A 14,514-nucleotide genomic window follows, 5' to 3' on the forward strand; every position below is an offset into this window, starting at 1 on the left:
AAAAAAAATATTATACCATAAATATTTTCAGAAAATATTTATGGTATAATATTTTTTATAGAGAAATTAAGTCTTAATATACCTAAGGAGGAATTTATTATGAGATACGTTGAATATGGAAAGACTGGGAAAATGGTTTCGGTAGTTGGATATGGAGGATTAAGATTTGATTTAGAAAAAAATGACCAAGAAAATGCAGATTTAATTAAATATGCATATGAAAAGGGCATTAATTATTTTGATACAGCACCAGGGTATTGTGATGACAGAAGCGAAGATATATTTGGACTAGCTTTTAGACAAATGATAAAAGAAGGTAAAACAGACTTTTACGTATCTACAAAAGGAAAGCCAAAAGTATACGACACAGCAGAAAAAGCAGTAGATGCTGTGAAAAAGTCAATAGAAAGATTGGGCGTATCTAAAATAAATTTCTATCATATATGGAATATTAGAAAGATGGAACATTATGAATTTGCAATGAGACCTGGAGGTCAGTATGAGGGTCTATTAAAATGTAAAGAAGAAGGATTGATAGACCACATAGTATTTTCATCTCATCAGCCAGGAGATGAAGTCATAAAGGTTCTTGATGAAAATAAGTTTGAAGGTGTTACTATGGGAATTAATATACTAAACTTTCCATATAGATTAAAAGGTGCTAAACATGCTATTGAAAATGGATATGGTGTTGTAGCTATGAATCCATTAAGTGGTGGAACTATTCCAAAGTACAATGAAGAGCTTTCTTTTCTAGCAAGAGAAGGTGAAAGTACTATAGAATCAGCCTTAAGATTTAACATAGGAATTCCACAAATAAATATATCGTTAATAGGAGTTAATAAAAAGCAGGATATAGATGATGCTTGTAAAATTGCAGATGAGCATAAAATATATTCAGATGAAGATATACATGATATTGAAACTAGATTAAGTAAAAATATGAATGAAATATGTACAGGTTGTGGATATTGTAAAGTATGTCCAAAAGATATAAACACTCCAGCATATATGCTTTTTTATAATGAAAAACAGATGTTTAAAAAGAGTGATGAAGAAATGACAAAATCGGTCTATGGGCTAGCACATTGGAATTATACAATGAATAGTAAAGCAAAAGCTAAAGAATGTATAGCTTGCGGAAAATGTGAAATTGAGTGTACTCAACATTTACCGATAATTGACAGATTAAGAGAAATTAAGCAATGGGAAGAACATGGAGTTAATAATGTCACAGTATAGTCAGTTTATATTGTACTTAAAATTTGTATAGTATTTAATAAGGTTTAATATATAAGGAGACAAATTATGATTTTGTCTCCTTATATATTATGCTTTAATTTATTATGGGTAAATTTTATCTATACTAACTGACAGTATCTATTTTCACATTGAATTATTCCAATATTTTACAATAAAATTACTTGCAAACTCTAATTTTATAAGCTTTCAATATATATTACACAAATAATTTTTATTTAATTATAGCTTTTAATAAAGTAAATATTGTGGTTGTAAATAAGGAATTATTCAATTACAATAAAACAAGTAAGGATATTATAAAAGTGATTATTATAATTAAAAGAATAAATTGTAGGTAGTAACAAATCCTATATAATGAATGGAGGGTGATATATATTGAAAAATAATATATTTAAATATAAAAATGAGATGTTTTTATTTATATTAGTCATAATAACTTATTTAATAATAACAATAGCATTCTTTTCTAAAACTACAATATTTTATGATTTGAACAACACTTATGATGTGTTATTAGATACAGATACAGGTGTACTATTCAATTTAAATGTATTTGCTATAAATCAAGACAATAGCAAGCACGTATTATTTTCAGCTATTATATCAATTTTTGCATATCCAATATATTTACTATGTACTTCGATAGCAAATCCAGGGACAACTGATTTTAATACTGCTTATGGATTTGGATTGATTTGTCTACAAATAGTAACTAGTGCTATATCTATAACTTTAGTTTTTAATCATATTAAAAAAATAAAAATGCAGAGGTTAACCTTAATTTTACTTACTATGATAATGATATTTTCTTTTCCACAACTATTTATGACCTTAAATGTAGAAAGATTTATATATAGTCAGTTTACATTAATATTTTTTATATTTATTGCAAATAAAATGAACGGAAAAAACTCTTATTTAGTAGAATTAGCAGCTATACCATTATTTGGAATAACTATTAGTAATATATATTTGTATTTGCTCAACATAATATTTGAATTTAAATTAAAAATAGGAAAAATATTAAAGCATTTAATTACATTTATTTTAATGGCATATATTTGTGTAGTTTCAACAAAATCTTATGAAAGTTTTATGAATCTTGGAAATGTAATACAATATGATACAAAGTTTATAAGTGGAGAGCCTATTTTAGAAAAAGTTGCAATGATTATAGAAAGATTATTGTATTCAGTTTTTTATTTTCCTGGAGCAGAGATTAAAAAAGGACTATTTTTACAAAATGGAGAAGTTGCAACGATACCAGTTATCCTTACTTTATTAGCATTTTGTTTTTGTGTTTTAGCTGTTATTGAGAACTCAGAAAAAAGAGTTCCTAAATTGTGTATGGGAATAATTTTATTTAATTTAGTTTTACATGGTATAATAGGGTACAATCTGACTAATTCAAGTATAATGACTATAAATTTTAGTTTTGCTGTTATAGTTTTGTTAGCTTACTTTACTAAAGCACTTAGAAAAAATGAAAAAAGTATGTACAATATATTTTTATCATTGTTGCTAGTCACTATAATAATTAGTAATATAAATGGATTTATAGAAATTTTAAATATTGGGATAAAATCATATCCTGTTTAAAAAATAATGTTGAAAGGGTAGTAAGTTTATGAAACAGACAAATACAATAATTAATCTTCTTACTAAAATTTCAGATTATATAAGATTAATGAGAATAAAGCAGTATATAAAGAATTTATTTATATTTGCTGCTATAATATTTTCAAACAATATACTAAATATAAGTCTATTGTTAAATACATTTATAGCTTTTGTGTGTTTTTGTTTGATATCATCATCAGCATATGCATTAAATGATGCTATAGATATGGATAAAGATAAAAGACATCCTAAAAAACGTAATAGACCAGTAGCAAGTGGAAGAATAAGTAAAAGAAGTGCGAATATATTATTTGTTGTTTTAGCTTTAATTTCAATTTGCTTGTCAACGGTTATTAATTTTAAATTAACTATAATTCTCATTTTATATTTGATAAATAATATATTATATTCTCTTAAGTTAAAGAATATAATTCTATTAGATGTGTTTTCTATATCTCTTGGTTTTATACTTAGAGTTTATGCAGGATGTGTAGCTATAGATGTTAGATTATCAAACTGGATAATATTATGTACATTTTTTTTATCTCTGTATTTAGCTCTTGGAAAGCGCAAAAAAGAAATCATAATTTTAAAAGATAATGCAGTTGAGCATAGAAAAATACTAGAAGATTATGATATAGAAAATTTAAATCAAATGATGATAGTTATACTAAGTTCTACAATTGTATGCTATGCATTATATTCTACAAGTAATCCAGAAAAACCAGATATGATATTTACAACAATATTTGTAGTTTATGGTGTACTTAGATATAATTATATAATTAACAAAACAAATGAAGGAAATCCTACTGACATTATACTAAAAGATAATGCTTTAAAAATAAACGTAATCTTATGGGTAATTACATGTTTAATAATATTAATTTTTTAGTGATAGGATGGGAAAATACTTATGAAAAAAAGTGTATTATTGCTCGATATAGATTATACTGTTATAAATACTGATAGTATGGTAGACTTTTTTATTTATTCTTTAAAAAATAAAACACTTAAGACTATTATAAAATTGCCATACATAATTTTTACTCTAATGATGTATTTGGTTAAAATAGTACCTTTGAAAAAAGCAAAAGAGGCAATCTTTTATCCAATAGTAGATTTTAGCGAAGACGAGTTAAAAGATTTTTTTGATAGTTGTATAATGAAAAAAATTAATGAGTCTATAAAAAAAGTAATTTATAAAAACAAAGAAGAGCATAATGTTGTAATTATGATAACTGCATCTCCATATGCATATATGAAGTACTTTAAGTATTATGATTTCGCAGATGAGGTTATAGGCACTGAGCTATTTTGTGAAAATTCAAGATACAAAAACCAATTCATTGGCGAAAACTGCAAGGGAATTGAAAAAATACAGAGAATAAATACTGTATTAGATAAGCTTGGAATTGAGATTGATTATGAAAATTCATATGCATATTCAGACTCTAAAAGTGATTTACCTATGCTTTCCTTAGCTAAAAATGCATTTTTGGTTAATAAGAAAAATGGTGAGGTTATAGAACAAATAAATTCATAGCTTTATATCACTTAGAATAGGAGGGGATAGTTTGGGATATTTGCACATATTAATTTTGTCTATGGTTCCTGTAACAGAGTTAAGAGGAGCCATTCCTATAGGTATTGCAATGGGCTTAAATCCTATATGGGTTTATGTATTTAGTGTGATTGGTTCTACATTAGTATCAATTCCTTTGATATTGACATTTAGACATATATTGCAATTTTTGAAAGGTAAAAAGTTATTTAAGGGACTTGCTAACACAATTGATAAAAAAATAAATTCAAGAATGAAGAAATTAAAAAGCGTTTCAATAATAGGTATAATACTATTTGTAGGCATACCACTTCCAACAACAGGAACATGGACTGCGTCTGCGATAGCCTCAATACTAAAAATGAGAATAAAAGATGCTTTTATAGGAGTATTTTTAGGAAATTTATTGTCTGGAGTCATAGTGTCAGCCCTTTCTCTACATATAATATAAAACTATCCAAATATACTATTGGATAGTTTTTTTATGAAAATATGTGAAAAATATTTTTTATTTAGACAAAATATTTAAATTCATTTGGTCTTAAAATGTTTACTATCATAAAAGAAATATAGTATAGTAGTATTTATGAGGAAATTAATTTAAACTTGCCTATCAATAAAATAAAGTTTTTATATAAAATGTATTTTTAATAGTAATAGATTTAAACATTAAATTATTAAGGAGGTTTTAAGATGGAAAATTCAAATACTGATTTAGGTCGTGAGAATGTAGGCAAATTGCTTTTTAAATTGGCTACACCAGCTATTATTGCACAAATTGTGAATGTTTTGTACAACATAGTAGATAGAATCTTTATTGGTAGAATGGAAAGTGGCGAAGTTGCTATGGCAGGTGTTGGAGTAGCATTTCCTATAATAATTATAATAACTTCATGTAGTTATTTAATTGGTATGGGGGGAGGACCTTTAGCTGCTATAAAAATGGGGGAACAAGATAATGATGGGGCAGAGAAAATAATGAGTAATAGTTTTTCTGTATTAGTTATTTTGGCGATACTATTGACTATAGGTTTTCAGATTGGAAAAGAACCCTTACTTTGGCTATTTGGAGCAAGCGAATCTACAATTGGATATTCAATGGATTATTTGAATATTTATTTAATAGGGACAGTATTTGTTCAAATTTCACTAGGTATGAATACCTTTATAAATACTCAAGGATTTGCGACAACTGGTATGATTACGGTTGCTATAGGAGCTTTGATAAACATAATACTAGACCCAATTTTTATATTTGGATTTGGTATGGGGGTAAAAGGAGCTGCATTAGCCACTATAATTGCACAAGGAGTTTCTGCTATTTGGGTATTGGTATTTCTATTTGGAAAGAAAAGTATACTTAAGATAAAAAAGAAATACATGATGCCTAAAGCAAGTATTATTTTGCCAGTATTAGGTCTGGGAATTTCTCCATTTATAATGCAATCTACAGAAAGTTTAGTGCTTATAGCCCTAAATAGCAAATTACAGATGTATGGAGGAGATTTAGCAGTAGGTTCAATGGCAATAATGAGTAGTATAATGCAAATTCTTATGCTTCCTAACATGGGATTTACACAAGGGGCACAACCAATAATAAGTTACAATTATGGTTCAGGACAGATTGACAGAGTAAAAAAGACTTTTAAGTTATGTTTATTGTCATGTTTTACATACTCTGCAATTTTGTGGATTTTACTTATGATATTCCCTACGTTCTTTGTAAGTATATTTAACAAAAACCCACAATTACTTAGTATGACTAGTTGGAGTATAAAAATATATTTTGCTGGCTCTTTTATGTTTGGAATACAATTAGCTTGCCAGCAGACATTTTTAGCGCTTGGAAAAGCAAAAATATCTTTAATTTTAGCTCTTCTTAGAAAAGTTGTACTTTTGATACCTTTAATATTTATACTTCCAATGTTTTTTGATGAAAAACTTTTTGCTGTACTTTTAGCAGAGCCAATTGCAGATATAACAGCAGCCACTATTACAGCAATTTGTTTCTTTGTGTTTTATAAATGTTCTCTATCAAAACCTAAAGTAATAGAGGAGTAAAATATAAATAGTAGAAAGTTTTTAGGAGCATATATTATTAGTTAAAAATTAAAATTTGTATTTTAATTTAAGAAGATATTTTTTATAATTTACAAAGATACAAACTAGAATTAAAATTTAAAATTATAGTAAGAAAAATGTAAGTATTTGCAATATTAATGGTATAATATTTACAGATATGATAATCAATAAGAGGAAAGGATGTTTATATAATGGAAAATGATTTAACAATGCAAGAGCTACTTGAGCAACAAGAGCAAGTGTTCAGCAAAGTGAAAGTTGGGGAATTGATAACTGGAAAAATAACTGCAGTGAGAAATGATGAAGTACAACTAGAATTAGGTTATGGGTTTGATGGAATAATACCTATAAGTGAATTAAACATAGAAAAAAATCAATCTATAGAAGAGTTATATCATATAAATGATGAAATAACTGCTATAATAACAAAAGTATCTCAAAAAGATGGAACAATAACTTTATCTAAGTTACAATTAGATAGAAAAAATGATTTTGCTGATTTACACAAAGCTTATGATGAACATAGAATAATAACTGTAAACGTTGAAAAAAATATAGAAAAAGGTGTATTTGCTAATTACAATACATATACATTTTTTATACCAATTTCTCAGCTTGACACAAAGTTTATTACAGATACGTCTAAATTTGTTGGTCGTAACTTAGAAGTATATATAAAAGAAATGGATGCTAGAAAAAATAGATTTGTAGCATCTCATAGAGACGTATTACAAGAACGTATAAATAAAGAGAGAGAAGAAAGAAGAGTTCAAATTAAGGCAGAAAAGGAAGCCGAAAGAGCTAGAATAAAACATGAAAGAGAAGAAGAAAAAGCTCGTATTAGATTAGCTAAAGAAGAATTGTTTAATTCCCTTGAAGTTGGTCAGAAAAGAGATGGTAAAGTAACAAAGATAATGTCTTATGGTGCATTCATAGATATTGGTGGAATTGAAGGATTAGCACATATAAATAACCTATCTTGGACAAGAGTTGAAAGTGTGGAAGATGTTGTCTCTGAAGGTCAAGAAGTGGAAGTTTATGTATTAGATGTAAATCAAGAAACTAAAAAAATTGCACTAGCATTAAAAGATATAAACAATGACCCATGGGATTTAATAGCAAAAGAATTACAAGTTGATGATGTTGTTAATGCTAAAGTTCTTAGAATTATAGAAAAGGGAGCTTTTGTTCAAATCGAAGAAGGTGTAGATGCTTATTTACCAATTTCTGAATTGAGTGATACTAGAGTAGCTAAAGTTACTAATGTTGTTAATATTGGAGACGAAATTAAAGTTAAAATTCTTGATTTTAAACCAAAAACTAAGAGAATGTTAGTTTCGATAAAAGAAGCAACTAGAGAGCCAGAAGAGGATATAACAGAGTTTTTAGAAGTAGAAGAATCTCTAGGAAGTATTGGAGAATTATTTAAAGATAAATTTAAAGACTTAGAAATATAAAATAATCAAAAAGGGGGGCTGTTTTAAAACATTACTCTGTCTATTTTGACAGCTTTAGTTTTAAAATAGCCCTTCAACTATCTATAAAAATTTATATACAGTATTAGGAGGAAAATTAATGAAAAAAGCTATTATAGATGTACATTGTCATACTTTAATAAGTGGACATGCACATAGTACTTTTAAAGAAAATGTTGAAGAAGCAATTCAAAAAAATATAAAATATTTAGGCATATCAGACCATGGTCCTAATATGCCAGGAGGACCACATCCATTTTACTTCTATAATTTACATCTACTTCCACGCCAAATACAAGATTTAAAAATTCTTAGAGGTATAGAAGGAAATATCATGGATTATGATGGAAACTTAGATGTTCCAGAAGACATGCTACAACATTTAGATTATATAATTGCAAGTTTGCATAGACCTTGTATAGCTTCAGGTACAAAAGAAGAAAATACAAATGCTATTTTAAAAGTGATGGATAAACCTAGAGTAAAGATAATTGGGCATCCAGATGATAGTAGATATCCTTTAGATTATGAGTCTATAGTAAAAAAAGCAAAGGATAAAAATATTCTTTTAGAAATAAATAACTCTTCATTAAGTTCAAATTCTCATAGAACTGGAACTTGGGAAAATGCAAGTGAAATGTTACTATTATGTAAACAATATGGTGTAAGAGTTATTCTTGGTACAGATTCGCATATATGTTACTCTATAGGTGAATTTGAAAGTGCAGAGAAAGTTTTAAAATCAGTGGATTTTCCAGAAGAACTAGTAATAAATTATCATGAAGATGAAATTGTAGAGTTTTTTAATATAAATTTTTAGAATTTTAGGAGTGAGAAAATTTGAGTAAAAATAAGTTTATCTACATGAATTATTATGACAATGGTTATTTCAAAAAGGGAATGGTTATAAATATGGTTTTAGCTCTTATAATTTTGGCCACAATTTTTATATACTCAACAACATTTTTATATCTTTTATGTATAATAACAGCGGTTTTTCTTTTTAAGCAAGGTCGTGATTTTTCAAATAGATATAAGGGAAAAGTATATCTTACTCTTGATAATCATTCAATATCAATAAATAATCAATGTATTTTCAGTATAAAAGCTAGAAAAAATCAAAAATTTAACTATAAAGTAATAGAAAAAATAGAAGTAACAAAAAATATATTAAATATATGTGCTGATAATTTTAATTACAAAATTAGATTAAATGCATTGAGTTTGGAAGATGAAAAAAAATTATTGAGTACAATAGATGAAAAGATAAAAAAATTTAAGGGGTAATACCATACTATTTTCAATAGTTAGCATGATTTAGAATATTACTTGACAAAAATAAATAATAAAAAAATACAGATAATTATTTTTTTATGTTGACAATACATTTTAATGTGTATATAATAACTATTAAATCAAAATATTTAGAAAATTTAAATGATTTTAAAAGCGATGAATAGAAGTAGTAAGAATCATGAAACTTCCAGAGAGCTAAAGTATGGTGTGATTTAGCAGTTGATAATTCTGAACTTGTCTAGGAGCTGTTTCCTGAGTTGTGTAACTTAGGATAACCGTATTTCCACGTTATAGGAAAAATAGCTATTATAATAATTAGTAGTAGCTATTACTAAGGGAGCTTTTTAAAAAGCTAAATAGAGTGGTACCGCGAGCAAAACCTCGTCTCTAGTTTTACTAGAGATGGGGTTATTTTTATTCTAATGATAAATCTAACATTTGTACTTATGAATTGAAAAGGGGTAGAATTGCGTCGATATAAGGTATACTGAATACAAAAAACAGAAAAGGGGGAAAATAACATGAAATATGGAAAATATAAAAAATATAATAGAATGAAAATGGTAAATCGTAAATGGCCAGATAACGAAATAACAAAAGCTCCAGTTTGGTGTAGTGTCGATTTAAGAGATGGAAATCAATCACTGCCAACACCTATGAATGTAGAAGAAAAAGTCAGAATGTTCCGAATGCTTTTGGATACAGGGTTTAAAGAAATAGAAGTAGGCTTTCCATCAGCATCAAATACAGAGTATACATTTTTAAGAAAGCTAATAGATGAAAATATGATTCCAGATGATGTAACTATACAAGTACTTACACAATCTAGAGCTCATCTTATAGAAAAAACATTTGAATCAGTAAAAGGATGTAAGAAAGCAATAATACATTTATATAATTCTACATCTGTCCTTCAAAGAGAAGTGGTTTTTAATATGAGTAAACAAGAAATCATAGATATAGCAGTTGAGGGAGCAAGATTATTCAATGAAGAAGCAAAGAAATATCCTGAAACAGAGTTTATTTTTGAATACTCACCTGAAAGTTTCACAGGTACAGAAATGGATTATGCACTTGAGATATGTGAGGCAGTTATAGATGTGTGGAAACCAACGCCACAAAAGAAAGTTATAATAAATCTTCCATCAACAGTAGAAATGGCAACACCAAATATATATGCAGACCAAATAGAATGGTTTTGTGAAAATATAAGCTGTAGAGATTCTATTATAATGAGTTTACACACTCATAATGATAGGGGAACTTGTACAGCAGCAAGTGAACTTGGATTATTAGCTGGAGCAGATAGACTTGAAGGTACATTATTTGGAAATGGTGAAAGAACTGGTAATATGGACATAGTAAATGTGGGTCTTAATCTTTATACACAAGGAATAAACCCAGAATTAGACTTTAGTAATATTGATAAAATGATAGAAATATATGAAGACTGTACAAAACTTACAGTACATGATAGACATCCATATGCAGGAAATCTTGTACATTGTGCCTTTTCAGGTTCTCACCAGGATGCTATTAGAAAAGGTATGATAGCAATTAGCAATAGAAATGATGGTTGTTGGGAAGTTCCATATTTACCAATAGACCCTCATGATATAGGAAGAGAATACAAAGAAATCATTAGAATAAACAGCCAATCTGGAAAAGGTGGAGCTGTTTATATAATGGAAACAGATTATGGTTTCATGATACCTAAAAATATGCATGCTGATTTTGGAAATGTGGTTAAAATGGAATCTGATAGAATAGGAGCGGAACTTAGCAGTGAGTCAATATTTAACTTATTCAAGAAGGAATATATTGATGTTGAGAGTCCATATAAAGTTAAGAAATATAAGATAAAATCAATGGATGAGATAAACTATGAAAGTGATGATTCTGATGATACTAATATGATTGAGATGACTGCAAGAGTAACTTATATGGGTAATGAACAAAGGATTGTTGGAATAGGAAATGGGCCAGTAGATTCATTTAATAATGCATTAAAACAATGTGGAATGAAAGATTATAAATTTAGATATTATTGGGAACATGCATTAGAGGAAGGTTCACATTCAAGAGGTGTGGCCTATGTGGGAATAGAACATAATGATAAAGTTTATTTTGGGGTAAGCATATCAGAAAATATAAATACAGCAGCTATTAATGCTCTTATGAATGCAATAAATAAAAGTTATATTGAGGAGGAAGCAGAAAATGGGGATGACTATGACGCAGAAAATCTTAGCGAAACATGCTAATTTAAATGAGGTTAAGAAAGGACAATTGATTGAAGCAAACTTAGATATAGTTTTAGGCAATGATATAACATCACCAGTAGCTATTAGAGAATTTGAAAAGTTAGGAATTGAGGATGTTTATGATAAATCTAAAGTGGCAATAGTTTTGGACCATTTTACACCTAATAAAGATATAAAGAGTGCAGAGCAGTGTAAGTTTACAAGAAGTTTTGCAAAATCCAAAGGAGTGGTCAATTTCTTTGATGTAGGGGATATGGGAATAGAACATGTTCTTCTTCCTGAAAAAGGTATAGTAACAGCAGGAGATGTAGTCATAGGTGCCGATTCTCATACTTGCACATATGGAGCATTAGGCGCTTTTTCCACTGGCGTAGGTTCAACTGATATGGGAGCTGGCATGGCTACAGGAAAATGTTGGTTTAAGGTACCTGGTGCAATAAAATTTGTCCTAAAGAATAAGCCAAATAAATGGATAACTGGAAAAGATGTGATACTTCATATAATAGGGAAGATAGGTGTTGATGGGGCACTTTACAAATCAATGGAATTTTGTGGAGATGGAGTAAGTAATCTATCTATGGATGATAGATTTACTATTTGTAATATGGCAATAGAAGCAGGGGCTAAAAATGGAATTTTTCCAGTAGATGATAAAACTATAGAATATATAAATTCACATAAATGTACAACAACAGAAAAAGTTGTAAATGTATACGAAGCAGATGAAGATGCAATTTATGATGAAGTATATGAAATTGACTTAGCTACATTAAAAGAAACAGTAGCTTTTCCACATCTTCCTGAAAATACTAAAACAGTAGATGAGATTGATAACGATATAAAGATAGACCAAGTTGTAATAGGCTCTTGTACAAATGGAAGAATATCAGACCTTGAAGTTGCAGCTGAAATCATGAAAGGTAAAAAAGTTGCAGATGGGGTTAGAGTGATGATATTTCCTGGAACTCAAAAAGTATATCTTGAAGCAATAGAAAAAGGATATATTACTATCTTTATAGAAGCAGGAGCAGCTGTTTCTACACCAACATGTGGACCATGTCTTGGAGGTCATATGGGTATACTTGCAGCAGGAGAAAGGTCAGTTTCAACAACAAATAGGAACTTTGTAGGAAGAATGGGTCATGTTGATTCAGAAGTCTATCTTGCCAGTCCAGCTGTAGCAGCAGCATCAGCTATAACTGGAAAAATATCAAAACCATCAGAAATAATTTAAGGGAGGTAAAGTTTATGATTGCTAATGGAAGAGTTTTTAAATTTGGTGATAATATAGATACAGATGTAATAATACCAGCTAGATATTTAAATATAGCTGATTATAAGGAACTATCAACACACTGTATGGAAGATATTGATGATAAGTTTGTATCTAAAGTAAAGGCAGGAGATATTATAGTTGCAACTAAAAATTTTGGATGTGGTTCATCAAGAGAACATGCTCCAATCGTAATAAAAGAAAGTGGAGTATCCTGTGTAATTGCATCAACTTTTGCTAGAATATTTTTTAGAAATTCTATAAATATAGGGCTTCCAATACTTGAATGTGAGGAAGCAGCTAATAGCATAGAAGAAGGTGATACTATAGAAGTGGATTTTTCAACAGGTGTAATAAAAAACATAACAAAAGGAACAAAATATAAGGCTGAACCATTTCCTGAGTTTATGCAAAATATCATAACAAATGAAGGTTTAATTAACTCAATAAAGGTAAACAGGGGGTAATGGTGTATGAATTGTAAAGTAGCAGTCATAAAAGGTGATGGTGTTGGGCCAGAAATTATAAAAGAAGGTATAAAGGTCTTAAATAAAATTTGTTATAAATTTAATCATAAATTTGATTGTGAATATGTATTGGCTGGAGGATGTGCAATTGATGAAACTGGAGAACCTCTACCTGATAAAACTGTTGAAATATGTCGAAAAAACGAGGCGGTATTACTTGGAGCTGTTGGGGGTCCAAAGTGGGATAAATGTAAAGGGGATGCAAGACCAGAAGCAGGTCTTTTGAAATTGAGAGAATCCTTAGGCTTATTTGCAAATTTGAGACCAGCAACTATATATGAAAGTATAAAGGAATCTTCGCCACTTAGAGCAGATATAGTAGAAAAAGGCATTGATTTTGTTGTTGTGAGGGAGTTAACAGGGGGCATTTATTTTGGAGAACGTGGAAGAAAGATTATTGATGGTGTTGAAGAGGCTTATGATGTAGAGGTATACAATGAAAATGAAATAAGAAGAATTGGAAGAAGGGCTTTTGAAATCGCTAGAGATAGAAAGAAGAAGCTTGTCAGTATAGATAAAGCAAATGTGCTTGAAAGTTCAAGACTTTGGAGAGGTATTATGGAGAACTTAGCTAAAGAATTTGATGATGTAGAGCTATCACATATGTATGTTGATAATGCTGCTATGCAAGTTGTGAAAGACCCTAGCCAATTTGATGTAATAGTGACTAATAACATCTTTGGAGATATAATATCTGACGAAGCATCCATGGTTACAGGTTCTATAGGTATGTTACCATCTGCATCACTTCGAGAAGATAGCTTTGGAATGTATGAACCAATACATGGGAGTGCTCCTGATATAGCTGGAAAAGATATTGTAAATCCAATTGCAACTATTTTATCTGTCGCAATGATGTTAAGACATAGCTTTAATCTAGAAGATGAAGCTAAATGCATTGAAGATGCAGTACAAAATGTACTTAGAAAAGGATACAGAACTAGTGATATATATAATAGTATAGGAACTGTTGTTGGTACAAAGAAAATGGGAGAATTAATAGTAAATGAAATTTAGAATTATAGTTTAATTTATATAATACGATTTGGTCATATAATGGGGGGCATTAGTAAAAAATTTATTGTGAAATAGTTTTATATTTGGGGTAGAAGAGATATTTTATTTTTAAAGCACAACATGATTTTAGGTA

13 protein-coding genes and 1 other annotated feature are annotated in these 14,514 nt (G+C 28.7%); all 13 genes read left to right on the forward strand.

The window, feature by feature from the left end; translation table 11 throughout:
• The first annotated feature begins 99 nt into the window (after positions 1 to 99).
• Complete coding sequence (locus IC758_RS04855; protein ID WP_227855785.1) at positions 100 to 1,242, forward strand: aldo/keto reductase; 1,143 nt, start codon at positions 100 to 102, stop codon at positions 1,240 to 1,242.
• A gap of 396 nt (positions 1,243 to 1,638) precedes the next feature.
• Positions 1,639 to 2,862: a DUF6080 domain-containing protein gene (locus IC758_RS04860; RefSeq protein ID WP_227436727.1), complete on the forward strand. Its 1,224-nt coding sequence runs from the start codon at positions 1,639 to 1,641 to the stop codon at positions 2,860 to 2,862.
• A gap of 28 nt (positions 2,863 to 2,890) precedes the next feature.
• Complete coding sequence (locus tag IC758_RS04865; protein WP_227824770.1) at positions 2,891 to 3,778, forward strand: decaprenyl-phosphate phosphoribosyltransferase; 888 nt, start codon at positions 2,891 to 2,893, stop codon at positions 3,776 to 3,778.
• 21 nt (positions 3,779 to 3,799) lie between these two features.
• Positions 3,800 to 4,429 carry an HAD family hydrolase gene (locus IC758_RS04870; protein ID WP_227436722.1) on the forward strand — a complete coding sequence of 210 codons (630 nt, stop codon included), beginning with the start codon at positions 3,800 to 3,802 and terminating at the stop codon, positions 4,427 to 4,429.
• A 31-nt stretch (positions 4,430 to 4,460) separates the two neighbouring features.
• Positions 4,461 to 4,898: a COG2426 family protein gene (locus IC758_RS04875; RefSeq protein ID WP_227436720.1), complete on the forward strand. Its 438-nt coding sequence runs from the start codon at positions 4,461 to 4,463 to the stop codon at positions 4,896 to 4,898.
• 242 nt (positions 4,899 to 5,140) lie between these two features.
• Positions 5,141 to 6,508, forward strand: coding sequence for an MATE family efflux transporter (locus tag IC758_RS04880; RefSeq protein ID WP_227436718.1), 1,368 nt, complete (start codon positions 5,141 to 5,143; stop codon positions 6,506 to 6,508).
• A 212-nt stretch (positions 6,509 to 6,720) separates the two neighbouring features.
• On the forward strand, positions 6,721 to 7,986 hold the full coding sequence (locus IC758_RS04885) for a 30S ribosomal protein S1 (protein ID WP_227855783.1): 1,266 nt from the start codon (positions 6,721 to 6,723) through the stop codon (positions 7,984 to 7,986).
• Positions 7,987 to 8,104: 118 nt separating this feature from the next.
• Positions 8,105 to 8,824, forward strand: a complete 720-nt coding sequence (locus IC758_RS04890) for a phosphatase (protein ID WP_227482944.1) — start codon at positions 8,105 to 8,107, stop codon at positions 8,822 to 8,824.
• Positions 8,825 to 8,844: 20 nt separating this feature from the next.
• Complete coding sequence (locus IC758_RS04895; RefSeq protein ID WP_227845900.1) at positions 8,845 to 9,291, forward strand: hypothetical protein; 447 nt, start codon at positions 8,845 to 8,847, stop codon at positions 9,289 to 9,291.
• A gap of 156 nt (positions 9,292 to 9,447) precedes the next feature.
• Positions 9,448 to 9,692 (forward strand) — a binding site (T-box leader).
• Positions 9,693 to 9,821: 129 nt separating this feature from the next.
• Positions 9,822 to 11,564: a 2-isopropylmalate synthase gene (gene leuA / locus IC758_RS04900; RefSeq protein WP_227436712.1), complete on the forward strand. Its 1,743-nt coding sequence runs from the start codon at positions 9,822 to 9,824 to the stop codon at positions 11,562 to 11,564.
• A complete protein-coding gene (gene leuC / locus IC758_RS04905) occupies positions 11,521 to 12,798 on the forward strand; it encodes a 3-isopropylmalate dehydratase large subunit (RefSeq protein ID WP_227436709.1) in 1,278 nt (425 codons plus the stop codon). Before leuA ends, leuC begins: the two co-directional genes overlap by 44 nt.
• 14 nt (positions 12,799 to 12,812) lie before the next feature.
• The gene (leuD, locus tag IC758_RS04910) at positions 12,813 to 13,304 is read left to right on the forward strand and encodes a 3-isopropylmalate dehydratase small subunit (RefSeq protein WP_227436706.1); all 492 of its coding nucleotides are present in this window, start codon (positions 12,813 to 12,815) and stop codon (positions 13,302 to 13,304) included.
• A 6-nt stretch (positions 13,305 to 13,310) separates the two neighbouring features.
• Positions 13,311 to 14,381, forward strand: a complete 1,071-nt coding sequence (leuB, locus tag IC758_RS04915; protein WP_227436704.1) for a 3-isopropylmalate dehydrogenase — start codon at positions 13,311 to 13,313, stop codon at positions 14,379 to 14,381.
• The last annotated feature ends 133 nt before the right edge of the window (positions 14,382 to 14,514 follow it).

Source organism: Clostridioides sp. ES-W-0016-02 (assembly GCF_020641035.1).
In the GTDB taxonomy this organism is placed as follows: Bacteria; Bacillota; Clostridia; order Peptostreptococcales; family Peptostreptococcaceae; genus Clostridioides.